The organism is Bacteroides sp. PHL 2737 (assembly GCF_004115325.2).
GTDB classification, from domain to species: Bacteria; Bacteroidota; Bacteroidia; order Bacteroidales; family Bacteroidaceae; genus Bacteroides; species Bacteroides hominis.
Map to the genome: position 1 here is coordinate 33379 of NZ_CP040630.1, position 17293 is coordinate 50671.

At 42.6% G+C, this 17293-nt stretch carries 15 protein-coding genes; 8 read left to right on the forward strand and 7 right to left on the reverse strand.

From position 1 onward, the window contains the following. From DBK98_RS00155 to DBK98_RS00170, 4 genes are all read left to right on the forward strand, one after another. Positions 1-1035, forward strand: a complete 1035-nt coding sequence (locus tag DBK98_RS00155; protein ID WP_005808499.1) for a DUF4249 domain-containing protein — start codon at positions 1-3, stop codon at positions 1033-1035. 37 nt (positions 1036-1072) lie between these two features. Continuing rightward, positions 1073-1360, forward strand: a complete 288-nt coding sequence (locus tag DBK98_RS00160; RefSeq protein WP_005808502.1) for a LysO family transporter — start codon at positions 1073-1075, stop codon at positions 1358-1360. Continuing rightward, on the forward strand, positions 1357-1959 hold the full coding sequence (locus DBK98_RS00165; RefSeq protein WP_005808504.1) for a lysine exporter LysO family protein: 603 nt from the start codon (positions 1357-1359) through the stop codon (positions 1957-1959). Before DBK98_RS00160 ends, DBK98_RS00165 begins: the two co-directional genes overlap by 4 nt. Positions 1960-2224: 265 nt before the next feature. Further along, positions 2225-2578, forward strand: coding sequence for a hypothetical protein (locus DBK98_RS00170; protein WP_005808506.1), 354 nt, complete (start codon positions 2225-2227; stop codon positions 2576-2578). A 353-nt stretch (positions 2579-2931) separates the two neighbouring features. On the opposite strand, the gene DBK98_RS00175 is transcribed toward DBK98_RS00170, so the two are convergent. The 5 genes from DBK98_RS00175 to DBK98_RS00195 all read right to left on the reverse strand — a co-directional run bounded on the left by DBK98_RS00175 (position 2932) and on the right by DBK98_RS00195 (position 6979). Next, positions 2932-4047, reverse strand: coding sequence for a HigA family addiction module antitoxin (locus DBK98_RS00175; protein ID WP_005808508.1), 1116 nt, complete (start codon positions 4045-4047; stop codon positions 2932-2934). Next, positions 4037-4360: a type II toxin-antitoxin system RelE/ParE family toxin gene (locus DBK98_RS00180; protein WP_005808510.1), complete on the reverse strand. Its 324-nt coding sequence runs from the start codon at positions 4358-4360 to the stop codon at positions 4037-4039. Before DBK98_RS00180 ends, DBK98_RS00175 begins: the two co-directional genes overlap by 11 nt. 243 nt (positions 4361-4603) lie before the next feature. Beyond that, positions 4604-5242, reverse strand: a complete 639-nt coding sequence (locus DBK98_RS23055; protein WP_005808512.1) for a transposase — start codon at positions 5240-5242, stop codon at positions 4604-4606. Between the two features lie 351 nt (positions 5243-5593). Next, the gene (locus tag DBK98_RS00190) at positions 5594-5818 is read right to left on the reverse strand and encodes a hypothetical protein (RefSeq protein ID WP_032536981.1); all 225 of its coding nucleotides are present in this window, start codon (positions 5816-5818) and stop codon (positions 5594-5596) included. Between the two features lie 111 nt (positions 5819-5929). Next, on the reverse strand, positions 5930-6979 hold the full coding sequence (locus DBK98_RS00195) for a DUF2027 domain-containing protein (RefSeq protein WP_032536980.1): 1050 nt from the start codon (positions 6977-6979) through the stop codon (positions 5930-5932). A gap of 80 nt (positions 6980-7059) precedes the next feature. On the opposite strand from DBK98_RS00195, the gene DBK98_RS00200 reads away from it, so the two are divergent. Continuing rightward, positions 7060-8280, forward strand: a complete 1221-nt coding sequence (locus DBK98_RS00200) for an S-adenosylmethionine:tRNA ribosyltransferase-isomerase (protein ID WP_022011084.1) — start codon at positions 7060-7062, stop codon at positions 8278-8280. Positions 8281-8283: 3 nt separating this feature from the next. Continuing rightward, positions 8284-8814 (forward strand): NUDIX domain-containing protein, encoded by a 531-nt coding sequence (locus DBK98_RS00205; protein WP_005808522.1) that lies wholly within the window; start codon positions 8284-8286, stop codon positions 8812-8814. A 119-nt stretch (positions 8815-8933) separates the two neighbouring features. Here DBK98_RS00205 and DBK98_RS00210 read toward each other — a convergent pair whose 3' ends face one another. Together DBK98_RS00210 and DBK98_RS00215 are read right to left on the reverse strand one after the other, a co-directional pair. After that, complete coding sequence (locus DBK98_RS00210; RefSeq protein WP_005808524.1) at positions 8934-9476, reverse strand: glutathione peroxidase; 543 nt, start codon at positions 9474-9476, stop codon at positions 8934-8936. A gap of 62 nt (positions 9477-9538) precedes the next feature. Then, on the reverse strand, positions 9539-11881 hold the full coding sequence (locus DBK98_RS00215) for a GH92 family glycosyl hydrolase (protein WP_005808525.1): 2343 nt from the start codon (positions 11879-11881) through the stop codon (positions 9539-9541). Positions 11882-12059: 178 nt separating this feature from the next. Here DBK98_RS00215 and DBK98_RS00220 point away from each other — a divergent pair, with 178 nt between their 5' ends. Both DBK98_RS00220 and DBK98_RS00225 read left to right on the forward strand, forming a co-directional pair. After that, positions 12060-16379 (forward strand): CusA/CzcA family heavy metal efflux RND transporter, encoded by a 4320-nt coding sequence (locus DBK98_RS00220; protein WP_005821874.1) that lies wholly within the window; start codon positions 12060-12062, stop codon positions 16377-16379. 20 nt (positions 16380-16399) lie between these two features. Then, positions 16400-17287 carry an efflux RND transporter periplasmic adaptor subunit gene (locus DBK98_RS00225; RefSeq protein WP_005808529.1) on the forward strand — a complete coding sequence of 296 codons (888 nt, stop codon included), beginning with the start codon at positions 16400-16402 and terminating at the stop codon, positions 17285-17287. Positions 17288-17293 lie beyond the last annotated feature (6 nt).

Genomic DNA, 17293 nt, shown 5'->3' on the forward strand with positions numbered 1-17293 from the left:
ATGAAACGATCCATTCCCGACATACTCCTGTTCCTGCTGGTTATTATATCTGCCACAGCCTGCAACCACGATCTCCCTTTCGACCTGAAGGAGAATCCGCCTAAGTTGGTGATGAACGCCATCATCAACGCCGATAGCACTTACAACGAACTGTTCCTGAACTTTACCGGCAGAAACCAAATCGGACAAATCAACGGAGCCACTGTGGAAGTACGCATTAACGGTTCTCTCAGCGAAACGCTGCGCCCCGATCCGTACAGCAGCGATAAAGGACGTTTTTATATCAACAGTACTTTCCGTCCGGGCGATGTAGTCCGCATAGACGCCATGACAGATGACGGTGCATATCATGCATGGGCGGAAGTCACCGTCCCCCAACCTATCGGGAAGATAGAAAAGGTAGATACAGTCTCTATCATGAGAATACCAAGTAACTATGGTTACGGGACTCCGCCGAGAAGACATCTCCGTTATCAAATCAAAATAAACGACCGTCCGGGGGAGAAGAATTTCTATCGGATCATTGTGGAACAGCGGAAATACTGGAAATACTATTGGCAACAGGGTGACCAAATTAACTGGGAATCGGCCATGTCGAAAAGTTTTAAGTTGCAGACAAACGAAGATGTGGTATTGACCGACGGCAAGCCGAGTACGGAAGAAGATGACGAAAACGGCCTGTTCGGCAGTGTCACTAACAAGTATGCCGTATTTGACGACTCACGTTTTGCGGACGGAAGTTATACAATGACTGTCTATAACGATATTTACGGATGGGGATTCTGGGGAAGTGAATATACATGGATAAAAACAGATGTCTATATCCGCATACTCAGCATCACCGAAAAAGAATATTATTATCTGAGGGCACTGAACCTGCTCGACTCAGATGCCTATGACAACACCTTGAGCGAGCCCATCGCTTTCCCCAGCAATGTGAACGGCGGTACCGGAATGGTTGGATTCAGCGCAGAAACCAACTACATGCTGACGGTTAAAAACCACGCAGTTCCCCCAACGATGCCGGATTTATAAAGAAACCACTATCTTTGTGCCCTAAAAGCACATTTATATGTTTATAATAATCGGAATCATGCTTACAGGTATGCTGCTTGGCTACCTGTTACGGAGCAAAAGACTCACATGGATACATAAAGTCATCACATTATTAATATGGCTGTTGCTCTTCCTCCTCGGCATCGACGTAGGAGGCAACGAAGCCATCGTGAAAGGACTGCACGCCATCGGGCTGGAAGCCTTCATCATCACCACAGCAGCCGTAGCCGGAAGCACACTGGCTGCATGGGGACTATGGTATCTGCTTTATGCACGTTATCAGAAAAAGGAGGTGAAGCCATGAAAGGCAGCCTTATTATCGTCTCTTTTTTTATCGTCGGCACCCTGTGCGGACTTTTTCATCTGATTCCATATGATTTCAGCCAAAGCAAACTCAGTTTTTATGCTTTATGCGGGCTGATGTTTTGTGTCGGTATCAGTATAGGCAATGATCCGCAAACATTGAAAAGTTTCCGGTCACTGAATCCGCGCTTACTCTTCCTGCCCGTAATGACCATTCTGGGAACACTGGCAGGATGTGCCGTAGTCAGTCTCTTTCTATCGCATCGCTCACCGGCCGATTGCATGGCAGTGGGTTCCGGATTCGGGTATTATTCACTCTCAAGCATTTTCATCACCGAATACAAGGGAGCCGAACTGGGAACCATCGCACTGCTCTCAAATATCATGCGCGAAATCATCGCCTTGCTTTGCGCTCCTTTATTGGTAAAGTTCTTCGGAAAACTGGCCCCCATTTCTGTCGGAGGAGCTACCACTATGGATACGACTCTTCCCATTATCACCCGCTGTTCAGGGCAGGAATTCGTCATAGTCTCTATCTTTCATGGTTTCATTGTGGACTTTAGCGTGCCGTTTCTGGTGACACTATTCTGTTCCATATAGGCATCTTATTACAAAACTGTTTCAATTTTCGTAATAAGATTATCTTTTTCACACTTCTTTCTTGATATACATCAAGAAATGACACCTTATTGCCTACTTCCCTTCCCTATCCCTTTTATGTTGAACAACATATTTGTATATTTGCATAGGTAAAAAGAAAAAGCTAAGAGCTTAACAATTGTTTTTAATAGGTATTAGGGGTCCTTATGATAAGGATAAGGACAAAGATTAGTTTTCAGGAATAACAATTAAAAAAGTAGGTATTATGAAAAGATTAGGATTAACATTAGTAGCAGCACTCTGCCTTGCTGCCACCACATTTGCAGCAGAAAATCAACCTACAGTTGCAAAATGGGAAGGTAACATCAATGTGAATAAATTGGGTAAATACCTGAATTTATCTTCTGTACAGGCAGAAGAAGTAGCCAACATTTGTAACTACTTTGACGAGCAGATGGGAAGAGCCACTACGTCAAAAAAGAATAAAGACACCCTGGTTCGTAACGCTGTCTACGGAAATCTGAAGTTGATGAAAAAAACGTTGACGGATGCTCAATACACGAAGTATACTACAATACTGAATATGACTTTGAAGAACAAGGGCATCGAAGTAAAGTAGGAACTTGATTGATGAATAAAAGGATAAAAGACCGGTGTCGTCGAATGAACTGACACCGGTCTTTTATTTTTATACCAATCACCGCTGTTTCTTTTCATATCCATACCTCTTGATTTCCAAGCCCAAAGATAATATTTCCTTTTCAAATAATATCTCTTGCTTTCTTCTGTTTTCCTGAGATGTGTGCAAATTGTGTGCAATTAGATTTGCATGGTACATATATATTGGGTTATATCAATAATAGGAAGTTTGTCAGCTTATATAAAACTCGAAGACCTCCCCGAGTGCACTACTCAAATGGGAAGCGTGGAAGGTCATATCAATTGCAAATATACTAAATGTATCTGAATAGTCTATTTTATCTCTCTTGATATTGAGCTTTTAATAGAATACAAATTAATATCATGCTGATAAAATCCTAAAACAATAGCCTCATTGATATTATGTTGATGAGCAAATTGTTTTATTTTCATTTGCATTGCATGTGGAGAAATCATGGAATGTTGTTTGAGGAATGTATTCCATAAATCTTTACCAATTAAAGAACACTTGGCGAATTTATTTGCTTCTTCCTCGCATTTATTTATTTCGGCTCCTTCTATGGCAATATATTTCTGTTCTCTATTGTTGAAAAGATGCATATAAACATGGTATATCTCATGCAATAAAGCGAAAGCATAATTATCAATTTTGTTTAATCGTAATGTTAATACAATGGTCGGATTTTTTCCTTGCCAAAAAGAAAATCCATCAATCGGTGTCTTGTCGAATTTAGGCACTATGATAAATTTAATTCCATATCGTGATAGAATTTCTTTTGTCTTATCAATAGTGTTTATGTTTACAACAAACATTTGATTCAATTCCTGCACAAGCCTTTCTAAACTGTTTTCATCAAAATCGGCAACATCCGGCATTTGTGAACTTTGATAGAAAGCAAAATGTTTCCATGAGAAAATGTTAATGGGGTCACTCTTTAACCGTTCAGATTTCTTAAAATAAGAAAGTTCCTTTTCTAAAGAAAACGAAGCTATTAGTTCTTCAACTGAAGTTACACCGAAAATTGAATATATTATTTTTATGTTTTCTGATATTTTCGTTCCAATAACATTTAATTTCTCGAAATATTTAACAGAACAATATTGAGAAATTACTTTCCATATCTCAATATTCTTTTTTCGTTCTACTATTTTCTTATTTATATTTGCTTGGTCTATATCATATTGATTTTGTAATGATAACCAATATGAAGCATCTATTCCTAAAATTTCCTGTAGCAAAACAGCAACTTCAGGAGTTACAGCACGACGTCCCTTTATAATATCATTGAGTACTGAAGTAGGCATGCTCATAAGTGAAGCCAATTCTTTTTGCTTCATTTCTCTTGCATCTAATTCATCCTTAATGACTTCACCCGGATGAATGGCTATACAAGGTACGCAATCGTTTAATTTAATTTTAGTCGCCATAATGGTTGGATATTTCTATTAATTCTATTTCAGTAATTATCAATGAACCGTCTATTGTGGAGCTTTGAAATATTAATCTCCACCGTCCGGTACATCTAACCGATTCAAAGTCTTTTAAGTCGCCTTTCAATCGTTCATAATGCAGACTTCCGATTCTGAATAAATCTTCTATTCTTGTGGCTGCTTTTAAATGATTATATGCTTTTATATAACCTCTGATTACATCCTTAGGAAGTCTCTTGTATCTTTTGTCGTTGGTGCAACCCTCTTCCAACAACTCAATTAGTGCTTCATCTTCTGTATAGATATTCATGCAACTCGCTATCTTTCTGCAAAGATAAGGATTTTATTCTTTATGATAATATATATCATGGAATAAATTATCAAATTTGATAATTATACAATATTGTTTCTCAAATAAACAATAAAAAAGGATATATTGTTTCGTGAAAAACAACTTTTCAAAATTATTAGTATATAAATGATTGGCAAACCATTTAATTCAATTAATATGCTGCATTTATTCTCAATAGTTCGTTAAACATTCTCTTAACATTTATGCAGCGATTATCGCAAATTTAATTCCCTCTTCCCATAGCTTTCGATTTATTTCCGGATTCGGTTCAATGCCTAACACTGAAATAAATCGTTGCATGAGGAAAATATTGTGACATAGCACTTTCACCGAAACCACTGATAAGACTGTTCCTTTCTCTAACGCTTTGACTTTAGCCGGATTTACACTGGCCAGTGAAGCGTTGAAATGAAAATGAAGCTTATCAATATCCCGACTTTGGCAATTTATCAGTCCTGTGAATTGCTTACTATCTCTAAAGCAAAATTCGACTTGAAAACGTGTTTTATAAAAATCCAGAATATATATAGCCTTCATCTGAATATCAGTTGAGAAATATAGTTTCCGTACTTTCTTATCCTCGCTTTCCCAAATACACAACAGTATATCTCTGCTCAATGAACGTGAATGCACTACTACTGAGAGAATACGCCCCTGCCCATTCTCCAAGTTGATTATTTCAAACCTGTCCTCTTCCAAGTGCTTCATCTCGATTTTGCCATCATATAATTTAGGTCGCCCTCTTTTACCTGTAGGCTGTTCTGTGGTGAGATACCGGAAATAGGCGTCATCTCTAAATCGACTGATAACATGAAATCCCATGTCAAGTGCACCATCCAAAAATGTGCATTTGGGATAACGGCACTGAATAAGGCAAAAAGGAAATAAACGGATAGGGCAAGTCCCCTGTGTATAGTTGACAAAAAAGCAAGTATATCGGCTCTAACCTGCAGAGACCTTTAGTGAGGCTAAGAAGTAAAAATCAGACTTAACAAACTGAAATACAAACTATTCAAAGTTCAAAACATCTGTCAGTAAAAGCTTTGTTTTAACACAGAGTTAAAGTTTATTCTTTGGATGCAAATAACAAGTGTTTTAAATGCAAAAGGCTTGTTATTTGCACACAAGAATAAAATGAACGGAAATTGACGTTAACTTTGTTAAACAGCCGGTTTCCCCTTACAATTCAGCTCAACAATACTCCCTCTTAAACCAAAGTTCGAATACAGGATCAGAAAACACATACAGTTCCCCCTCCTTCTCAATAAAATCACGTTCGGTCAGCATGCGTTTGTTGCGGGTGATGGTTTGTGCACTTTCCGAACCTAACCACTCTTTCAGTTGTTTGCGTTCTTCTACCCGGTTGACGAAATTCTCTTTATCGACCAGTGTACCATACTGAAAAGGTGATTTCATAAACCGTTTCCTTCTTTATCATAGAACTAAAGATACAAATTATACATCAATGTATAATGCATCGATGTATAATTTTAAAGATTATCTATTTCAAAAACAGGCATAGAAGCATCATTTAATGGTCACCATCGTCGCTCCAAAACCATATTCCTGGAAAGAAGCATCCTGATAGCGGCAATTACTATATTTACGTTTTAGCTCATCAATCAATGCTTTACGAAGCACTCCGTCACCTTTGCCATGAATGAAAACTATTTTTTGTTCACGTTTGGTTTTGTACTTCTCCATCACTTCACGGAATTTATCCAACTGATAATTCAGTATCTCGGCATTCCCCATGCCACGTGTGTCATCCAGCAACTCGTTGATGTGCAGGTCCACTTCAAGAATATCATTTTTCCCGCCACGTTTTACGATAGACTGCGACTTGGGTTTATCTACTTCTTTCTTCTGGATCAATACGGATTGCAATTCTTCGGCCGAAACAAATACCTGACGGGTAGGAACATCGTCTTTCACAATGTCATAAACCAGTGCCGGTTGTTCAAAGAAATCGGACTCACGGAAAGTATGAAGTTTATAGAACTTCACCGTATCGATACGCAGCTCCACACAAACCGCAGGTTTCAAAGGCGCTGTCCGTCCATCTTTAAAAGCAATGAACTGAACGGCTACATGCTCCATTTCATTCAGCATATCTTTAGTAAACTCTTCCAGCAAAAGCTTCGTATTGGGTTCCACCAGTCCATGCGAACGGGTTTTCCAAGCCTTTCCTTCGGCACTCTGATACGTATAATACAAATAATAATTGCTGTCATTCACCAGATAGGCCTCGAATGGAGTACTGCTGATAGCTTTCACATCTTCGGGCACATAAGCCAGAAAAACATTTAAAACATCGCCACCCCGCACTTCGGCCGGACGAACTACCGGAATCTCAGGCTTTACCGGTTTGACGGGTTCTTCGGGTTTCTTTGGCGCAGGAGCAGCCTTCCGGGTCATATTATAATCATCCGTATCGATCACCACACACTCACGAATCTGCATCGGGATATCAAATCCATCAGCATCTTCCACCAATACAATATCTTTTCCCCGGAATCCCTTTACGATTCCTCCGCCCACCTCACTGAGGAAGCGCACTTTATCACCTATTTTCATCGTTCTGTTTACAATTTACCATTTACAATCTACAAATTAAGGCAAATATAACTACTTTTGTCGTCGCAAAGAAAGAAATGATGAAAGAAAACCCGAAACATATCCGTATTAGCGAATACAATTATCCATTGCCGGATGAACGCATCGCTAAATTCCCGTTGCCTATGCGGGACCAGTCTAAGTTACTTATTTACCGTCACGGCGAAGTCAGCGAAGATGTATTCACCTCCTTACCGGAACACTTGCCTGCCGGAAGTCTGATGATATTCAACAATACCAAGGTTATTCAGGCACGACTCCATTTCCGCAAAGAGACAGGAGCCTTAATCGAAGTTTTTTGTCTGGAACCGATTCAGCCTAACGACTATGTACTCAATTTCCAGCAAACGGAACATGCGGCGTGGCTTTGCATGATCGGTAACCTGAAAAAATGGAAAGACGGTCCGTTACGTCGTGAAATGACTGTAAAAGGTTTCCCCATCACCCTGACGGCTACTCGTGGCGAGTGTTGTGGAACCAGTCATTGGATAGATTTCAACTGGGATAATCCGGAAGTCACCTTTGCCGATATTCTTGAAGTATTCGGCGAGTTACCCATCCCTCCATATCTCAACCGGGATACGGAAGAAAGTGATAAAGAGACCTATCAGACAGTCTATTCAAAAATAAAAGGCTCGGTGGCCGCTCCTACGGCAGGTTTACATTTCACCCCTCGTGTACTGGATGCCCTGACCGAAAAAGGGATCGACCTCGAGGAACTGACCCTCCATGTTGGCGCCGGTACTTTTAAACCGGTAAAAAGTGAAGAGATAGAGGGGCACGAAATGCATACGGAATATATATCCGTATCACGCAGTATTATCAAAAAGCTGATAGACCACGACGCTTGTGCCATTGCCGTAGGAACAACTTCCGTACGTACCCTTGAAAGTCTCTACCACATCGGTGTAACGCTGGCCAACAACCCGGAAGCTACGGAAGAACAATTGCGTGTAAAACAGTGGCAACCTTACGAAACGGAATGTGACGTACGCCCTGTTGTAGCTTTACAGAAAATATTAGGTTATCTCGACCGTCACGGTATGGAAGCATTGCACACCAGTACACAAATTATTATTGCTCCGGGGTACGAATACAAAATAGTCAAAGCAATGGTCACCAATTTTCATCAGCCACAGAGCACCCTGCTATTATTGGTCTCGGCATTTGTCAAAGGGAACTGGCGTACAATTTACGACTATGCACTCAGCCACGATTTCCGCTTCCTGAGCTACGGCGATTCATCCTTATTAATACCTTAAGATATGCAAAGCGATAATAATCAGGAAATGTTTCCCATCGTAGACGAACAGGGAACTATTACAGGAGCTGCTACACGCGGCGAATGCCATAGCGGAAGCAAGCTATTGCATCCGGTTGTTCATCTGCACGTATTCAACTCAAAAGGTGAACTTTACTTGCAGAAACGCCCTGAATGGAAGGATATACAGCCGGGCAAATGGGATACCGCCGTAGGCGGACACATCGATCTGGGAGAGAGTGTAGAAATAGCTTTAAAGAGAGAGGTCGCCGAAGAATTAGGTATCACGGACTTCACACCGGAACTCCTGACAAGTTATGTCTTTGAGTCTTCCCGTGAACGGGAGTTAGTCTTTGTGCATAAAACAGTATACGACGGAGCAATACATCCCAGCGATGAATTAGATGGCGGACGTTTCTGGAGCTATGAAGAAATCAAAACGAATTTAGGAAAAGGTGTCTTCACACCGAACTTTGAAAGTGAAATAGAAAAAGCAGGGATTTTCTCTTCTACTTCCCCCAAAGAGGCTGTGTAGAAACTCTTTTCGCCACGGAGTAACACAGAGTAGCACAGAGTCTTTTGATTAATAATCAACAACTTAAAATCGTCTCTGTGTTACTCTGTGTCCTCTGTGGTGAGTTTTGACACATTAAATCACTTCTTTTCTATCCAACTGATAATAGTCTCAGAAAAAGGACTTTCTTTAGGAGCTGCGAAACCAACCCAATTTCCATTCTCATCAATCATAAACTTCTGAAAATTCCACTGTACGGGCGCATCCTGCTTCCCGTTCAGTTTCTTCTCAGTCAGCCACTGATAAAGTGGAGCCATATCTTTACCCTTTACCGAAATCTTGGCCATCATCGGGAAAGTAACATCATAATTTGCCGAACAGAACTTGGCTATCTCTTCGTTCGTACCCGGTTCTTGCCCCATAAAGTTATTGGCAGGAAAAGCTATAATCACAAAATTCCGATCTTTATACTGATCGTACAAATCCTGTAACTCGGCATACTGCGGCGTCAGTCCGCACTTGGAAGCGACATTAACCACCAATACCTTCTTGCCTTTAAGGTCTGCCAGTTTATACTCTTTGCCATCTATGGTCTTCACAGAGAAGTCATAGAACGATTTACTCTGCGCAGCCATCGATAATGAGAGTACCAAGACTGCTACAAAAGAAAAAATTGCTTTCATATTCTATTATTTGGTTCATCAAATAATTAACAAGCAGCCCGGACAGAATGTTTGAAAACGTTCTACTCCTCAGACATCGAATAAGGTTTAGCCTCCTTGGCAAGCCCTCTCTTCTCGTTTGGAGAAGCAGACATTTCAAATTCAAGTATTCCCCCTGCCAAGAGATCGGCATGGGTAATATACATTTTATCGTAAACTTTTCCGTTGAGCTTTACCTGTCGAACATAGCGGTTGCGATCGTTCACTTTCGGCGCTTTTATCTCAAAAGTGTTTCCATTAGGCAGATTCATACGGATGTATGGAAGATAAGGTGCTCCCAACACGTATTGATCGGTACCCGGACAAACGGGATAGAATCCCATTGCCGTAAACAGATACCAGGCAGACATCTGCCCGCAATCGTCATTGCCCCCCAGGCCGTCAATATCATTTTTGTACATCCGGTTCATCACCTCACGCACCCAATATTGTGTTTTCCAGGGCTGGGAAGTCCATGCATACAAATAGGGAATATGATGACTGGGTTCGTTGCCATGCACGTACCCTCCTACCAAACTCACCTCGGCGATATCTTCATTCTTTTCATAATATTTCCGGGGAAGTGCCATAGAGAAGAGTGTGTCCAGCCGGTTGACAAATTTCTTTTCACCACCCATCAGCCCGATCAATCCGGTTACATCATGCGGCACATGGAAAGAAAAATTCCATGAGTTTCCTTCAATAAAACCTTCACCGTAGGTCTGCATAGCATCAAACTCTTTCTTAAATTCACCGTTGCTATAGCGAGGGCGGGCAAAACCGACAGAAGCATCAAAAACATTCCGATAATTATCCGCCCTTTTCTTATAAATATCGGCTAACGGTTTATCTCCCGCCAACAAAGCCACCCGGTAAATGGTCCAGTCGTCATAAGCATATTCCAACGTAGTAGATGCAGCCGTTCCACTCTGATCAAAAGGCACATATCCCAATCGTTTATACGATTCAATGCCTTCATAATAAGACACATTTGCCGTATGATCCATCGCCGGCAAAGCCTCCCGGACAGATATTCCGGCACCTTTGACAATCGCGTCAGCCAAAGCAGATACAGCATGATAACCGCTCATACACCAGCCTTCATTCCCCATCAGACTCCATATCGGCAGCATGCCATGCACACTCTGCTGCTGATGCCGAATCATAGACTGCACCATGTCTCTATTCTGCCGGGGTTTAAGCAAATTCAAAAAAGGATGTTCTGCACGGTACGTATCCCATAAGGAGAAAATAGTATAATTGGTAAATCCTTCGGCTGTATGGATATTATGATCGAGCCCGCGATAACTACCGTCTACATCCATATAGACAGACGGATTAATCATCGTATGATACAGTGAAGTATAAAACATGGCAAGCTGGTCGGGGGTTCCTTTGGCCTCAAGCACATCCAATTCACGATTCCATGCCGAATGTGTCTCGGCTGCCAGCCGGCTGAAAGTCTTTCCGCCAGCCTCAGCCTGCAAATTTTTTAAAGCCCCTTCTGTGCTCACGGCCGAAAGAGCGACTTTAATTATCAGTTCCGGATTCTGCCGGGTATCGAAGTTGAAATAAGCCACCAGTTTCCGTCCGGTCATTTCCGGGAAATTCCGGTCGGAATTGAACCGTCGCCAGAATCCTTTATACAAAGCCTTCTCTTTATCTGTATATCCATAGTCTTTGATGGGTTGAGACAAGGATATGGCAAAATAAGTATAGTTGGTGCGGGCCCACCCGTTCGTGATACGATACCCCGTCAGCAATGTATCATTTTCTACGCGTATATTAGCCCACAACGTTTTCCCGTCATAATTATAGATGCCGTGTACCAGGTCAAGAATAATGCGTCCGTCGGCACCGTCCGGAAAAGTATATTTATGTATCCCTACCCGTTGGGTAGCTGTCAACTGTGCTTTTATACCGTAATCTGTAAGCTCCACTTCATAATAGCCCGGACGAGCCACTTCAGTTTCATGGCTGAAACGGGAACGGTATCCTTCGTCTGGGGTGTCCGCCCTTCCGGGATTCAGTTTCAATTCACCTGTAGCAGGCATAATCAAGATATCTCCCAGATCAGAATGTCCCGTACCACTCAAGTGGGTATGACTGAATCCTACTATTGTTTGATCGCGATGCTGGTACCCGGCACAATATTCATATGCATTTTTTTGATAAACTCCATCCACATTGTGAGGAATTGTATCCGTATCAGGGCTCAACTGTACAAGTCCGAACGGAGCGCAGGCCCCGGGAAAGGTGTGCCCCATACCATTGGTTCCGATGATGGGATTGACAAGTGCGCATACATCCGGTACTGCCGGATGTTGAGCCGTCACTGTCGTAAATGCCGGGATGAATGCCAGCAAGGAAAGTGCTTTTTTCTTCATAATCTTATTATTGTGATGTGTTGTTGATATGCAAAGATAGCCTTTTTCAACAATTCCGTTCCACTTCATTCCCACATTTTACCATTTCACCTGCCAATCTTTCCACCTCGCAATTTTTCATCAACAACAAAAGTTTCAGCGATCTACCTTTGTACCGATATTCAAACACTTAAGGATTATGTTTAAAGCTATCGTACGTTTTTCTATAAAGAAGAAACTATTCGTAGGACTCACTACCCTCTTTCTTCTTATCGGAGGCATTTATGCGATGATGACCTTGCCAATTGATGCCGTACCGGACATCACCAACAATCAGGTACAAATCGTAACTGTCTCGCCGACACTTGCCCCACAGGAAGTAGAGCAACTGATCACAATGCCCATCGAAATTGCCATGAGCAATATCATGAATGTGGAAGATATCCGTTCGGTAAGTCGCTTCGGACTATCGGTAGTGACAGTTGTATTTAAAGAGAGTGTACCGACCTTGGATGCCCGGCAACTGATTAACGAACAGATACAATCCGTAGCAGGAGAAATTCCATCGGAATTGGGTATGCCGGAAATGATGCCCATCACTACCGGATTGGGAGAAATCTACCAATATATCCTAAAGGTAGAATCCGGTTACGAAAACAAATATGATGCGATGGAACTCCGCACAATTCAGGATTGGATGGTGAAACGCCAATTATCCGGCATACCGGGTATTGTGGAAATTAACAGTTTTGGCGGATACCTGAAACAATATGAAGTAGCCGTTGATCCGGATGCGCTCTTTTCGCTGAATATCACCATCGGTGAGGTGTTCGAAGCTTTAAGCAAAAACAATCAGAACACCGGAGGAAGCTATATTGAGAAGGCTCGAAATGCTTATTATATCCGTTCAGAGGGAATGATCAGCCGCACTAAAGACATCGAGCAGATTGTTGTTGCCAACCGCAACGGCATTCCTGTGCACATTAGTGATGTAGGTACTGTCCGCTTTGGAGCTCCAAAGCGGTTTGGCGCAATGACCAAAGACGGAAATGGTGAATGTGTAGGAGGCATTGCGATGATGTTGAAAGGAGCCAACGCCAACGTTGTGACACAAGAGTTGGAAAAAAGGGTGGAAAAAATACAGAAACTATTACCCGAAGGGGTAAGTATAGAGCCTTATCTGAATCGTTCGGAACTTGTCAACCGAAATATCTCCACCGTCATACACAACCTGATAGAAGGTGCAATTATCGTATTCGTAGTACTTATCATTTTCCTGGGTAACGTACGTGCAGGGCTCATCGTAGCCTCAGTTATCCCACTGGCCATGCTGTTTGCATTTATCCTTATGCGTATTTTCGGTGTGACAGCCAACCTGATGAGTCTCGGTGCCATCGACTTCGGTATTGTGGTAGACGGTTCTATTGTAATAGTAGAAGGTATATTAGCTCACCTCTACGGCAATAAACTAAAAGGCCGCACTTTATCGAAAACAGAAATGGATGAAGAAGTGGAGAAGGGTGCTTCGGGGGTAGTACGTTCGGCTACATTTGCCGTTTTCATCATCCTGATCGTATTCTTCCCCATCCTGACTCTGAACGGAATTGAAGGAAAATATTTTACTCCAATGGCAAAGACACTGGTATTCTGCATTATCGGAGCCCTATTACTCTCTCTGACTTATGTACCGATGATGGCTTCCCTCTTCCTGAAACACACCATTGTGGTAAAACCTACGTTTGCCGACCGTTTCTTTAAAAAACTTAATGTCATATACCAACGTTGCCTATGCTTCTGCCTGCGTTTCAAATGGCAGACAGTCACTATAGCTTTCGCTGCTTTAATAGGTTCTTTCTTACTCTTCGGACGTTTGGGAGCAGAATTTATCCCTACTTTGGACGAAGGCGATTTTGCCATGCAAATGACATTACCGGCCGGAAGTTCACTCTCTGAAAGTATTGAAGTATCCAACCAGGCCGAAAAGGTTTTGATGGATCAATTTCCGGAAATCAAACATGTAGTTGCCAAAATCGGAACTGCCGAGGTTCCTACCGATCCAATGGCTGTGGAAGATGCCGATGTGATGATTGTAATGAAACCCTTCAAGGAATGGACCTCTGCTTCGAGCAGGGCGGAAATGATAGAAAAGATGAAAGAAGCCCTCCTGCCTTTAGAGAACCGTGCAGAATTCAACTTCTCTCAACCCATTCAGTTGCGTTTTAACGAGCTGATGACCGGAGCTAAGGCTGACATAGCGGTCAAGCTATACGGCGAAGACACTCACGAACTTTATGCAAAAGCGAAAGAGGCTGCAAAGTTTGTCGAACAGATTCCGGGCGCTGCCGATGTCATTGTCGAGCAAACCATGGGATTACCCCAACTGGTAGTAAAATACAACCGGGGGAAAATAGCCCGTTATGGCATTAACATCGAGGAATTAAACACAATGATCCGTACAGCTTATGCCGGCGAAGTAAGCGGAGTAGTATTTGAAAACGAAAGAAGATTCGATTTGGTAGTACGCCTCGATCAAGAGAAAGTGGCAGACCTGAACCTCGATAAACTCTTTATCCGTACTTCAGAAGGAGTACAGATTCCTGTCAGCGAAGTGGCAAGTATTGACCTGGTAAGCGGTCCGCTCCAAATTAACCGGGATGCCACTAAACGCCGCATCGTGATCGGAGTCAATGTGCGCGATGCCGACATTCAACAGGTAGTATCAGAAATCCAACAAACATTGGACAAAAACATCCGGTTGAAACCGGGATATTATTTTGAATACGGGGGGCAGTTTGAAAATCTGCAGAACGCCATCCGTACACTGACTATCGTAATACCGGTAGCCCTGATGTTGATCCTGTTGATTTTATTCTTCGCTTTCAAGAATGTAACCTATACACTGGTGGTATTCTCTACAGTGCCATTATCATTAATAGGTGGTATCCTGGCTCTTTGGCTACGCGGACTCCCGTTCAGTATTTCGGCAGGAGTAGGATTCATCGCATTGTTTGGGGTATCTGTGCTCAATGGAATTCTGATGATTAACCACTTCAACGACTTAAGAAAACAAAATAAATATGCCATGACCACTAATCAGATTATAAAAAAAGGAACACCACACCTGCTACGTCCGGTATTCCTAACCGGGCTGGTAGCTTCATTGGGTTTCGTACCGATGGCCATTGCCACATCCGCCGGAGCTGAAGTACAACGCCCACTGGCAACTGTTGTAATCGGAGGCTTGATTCTATCAACCATATTGACCCTGATTATCCTTCCGGTTTTTTATAAAATAGTAAATGCGACAAGTGCCGGTTGGAAACAACCTAAGAGACGGTTGCATCTGTTCATCCTGCTGCCGGCACTTCTGCTGAGTGCCACCGTCACAGCACAAGCGCCACAAACCGTCAGCCTGGAACAAGCAATAAAAATAGCCAGACAGAACCATCCAAGGCTTAAGACAGCCACAACCGCCATCCGGCAGGCACAGGCCACAAGAGGCGAGATTGTAGAAGCCTCCCCTACCACATTCAGTTACTCCTGGGGACAACTGAACGGCGAAAACAAGAAAGATAAAGAAATGGTTCTCGAACAAAACCTGGGTTCACTATTGACACCGTTCTACAAGAATACTCTTGTCAACCGTCAAGTACAAACCGGCACTTACTACCGCCAAATGGTAGAAAAAGAAGTAACGGCAGAAGTAAAACGTGCATGGGCTTATTATCAGTATGCTTCAGCAATATGTTCACTTTATCGCGACCAAGATCGCATGGCTGCTGAATTAAAGCGCATCAGCGAACTGAGATACGAACAAGGAGAAATCACCCTGTTGGAAAAAAACATGATGGCTACATCGGCTGCGGACCTGCACAACCGACTCTTTCAGGCACAAGAAGAAGAAAAAATGGCTCTTACCCGTTTTCAATGGAGTTGCTACGCAGATGCGCCCATCATACCGGAAAACACGAGCATGCAGCTCTTCCCGACAAATATTCAGCCAGGAAGCGTATCCGAAGCCCATCTCGGATTTTTCAACAGCCAGATTTCCGAAACACGGGCAGCACTGAACGTAGAGCGCAGTCGTTTCTTTCCGGAACTCAGCATAGGATATAGCCGCCAAAATATTCTGCCCCTGAAAAACCTGAATGCATGGATGGTGGGGGTATCATTTCCTATCTACTTCTTACCACAAAAGAGCCGGATCAAACAAGCAAAACTTGCCGCTTCTGCCGCACAAATACAAGCAGAAGCCAATATTCGCGAATTGAACAATAAAGTTACTGAACTGAGTGCCACCTTACGCCGTCACGAAGAGAGTCTCCGGTTTTATACCTCGTCTGCACTCAAAGAAGCAGACGAATTAATCAAGGTGGCTAATCTACAATTGCAACACAGCGAAACGAGCATCGCGGAATTTATCCAATCGGTCAGTGCCGCACGTGAAATACGCAAAGGTTATATCGAAACGGTATATCAATATAACATCGCCTCACTGGAGTATGAACTTTATCAATAACCTGTTGAAACATAAATAATATGAAAAGAATATTTTATCCCATTCTCTTGTTGGCTCTTATAGCATGCAAAGAGACAAAACAAACTTCCGAAACAGCAACAACAGCTCCTTCCATCGCTAAGGTACAAACAGATACTACTGCTACGCAAGTGGATGGAATTACATCAGCCACCTCAAAACCCAATCAAGTATCTTTCAACGGAACTATCGTACTATCTCCCCAACGCCAGGCCACCGTAGCCCTTACCATGGGAGGAGTAGTAAGAAACACTTCACTTTTACCGGGACAACAGGTGCAGAAAGGTACCCTGCTGGCAACCCTTGAGAATCCGGACTTCATCATGTTGCAACAGACCTACCTTGACAGTCATGCCCAAACAGAATATTTGCAAGCGGAATATGAACGCCAAAAGTCACTCTCAGCCGAACAGGCCGCTTCGCAAAAAAAGTTTCAACAAAGCAAAGCAGACTACTTATCAATGAAAAGCAAACTGGAAGCTACAGCTGCACAACTTTCCTTATTAGGTATTACCCCTGAAGAATTATTGAAAAGTGGTATACAGCCTCTGTTGCAGGTGAAAGCTCCTATAAGCGGCTATATCAGCGATGTAACCATGAATATAGGCAAATACATTCAACCCGGAGAAGCGCTTTGTGAGGTCATTGACAAATCATCTCCCCTACTCTGCCTGACAACTTATGAAAAAGACCTGGCAGATATGAAGGTAGGCAGCCCCGTCCAATTCCGGGTAAACGGCATGGGCAAAACAGTATTTAAAGCTACCTTGGTCTCAATCGGGCAGAAAGTAGATGAAACGAGTCGTTCACTCGAAGTATACGCCCGGATTGACAGCACCGCTCCACAGTTCCGTCCCGGCATGTATGTAACAGCAAGAATACAGAAATAATCCGGT